We start from the raw sequence: 423 nt of genomic DNA, 5'->3' as shown, positions 1-423 counted from the left end.
GAGTAGTCCTCCATGGTCCGGCGGATGATGCCGCCGCGCGGGTGGAAGACGGCGAGGCCGGAGCCGATCTCGTCCGGGACGGAGAAGAGGTCGAGCTCGCTGCCGAGCTTGCGGTGGTCGCGCTTCTCGGCCTCGGCGAGGAATTCGAGGTGGGCCTTCAGCTCGTCCTTCGACGGCCAGGCGGTGCCGTAGATGCGCTGGAGCATCGGGTTCTTCTCGCTGCCGCGCCAGTAGGCGGCGGCGTTGCGCATGAGCTTGAACGCGGGGATGTTGCGGGTGGTCGGCAGGTGGGGACCGCGGCAGAGGTCCTTCCAGCACAGGTCGCCGGTCTTCGCGTCGAAGTTGTCGTAGATGGTCAGCTCGCCGCCGCCGACCTCGACGTTCGCGCCGTCGTCGGTCGAGGCCGAACCCTTGATGCCGATG

1 pseudogene is annotated in these 423 nt (G+C 68.3%); it reads right to left on the bottom strand.

Annotated features, from left to right (window positions below):
- Nucleotides 1–423: pseudogene (thrS, locus tag G3I71_RS48400) on the bottom strand (threonine--tRNA ligase); the annotation flags it as partial.

The sequence above is a fragment of the Streptomyces sp. SID12501 genome (assembly GCF_010550245.1).
Classification (GTDB): domain Bacteria; phylum Actinomycetota; class Actinomycetes; order Streptomycetales; family Streptomycetaceae; genus Streptomyces.
The sequence above is the reverse complement of the archived record's forward strand: the minus strand, read 5'-3'. Positions and strand labels throughout refer to the sequence as shown.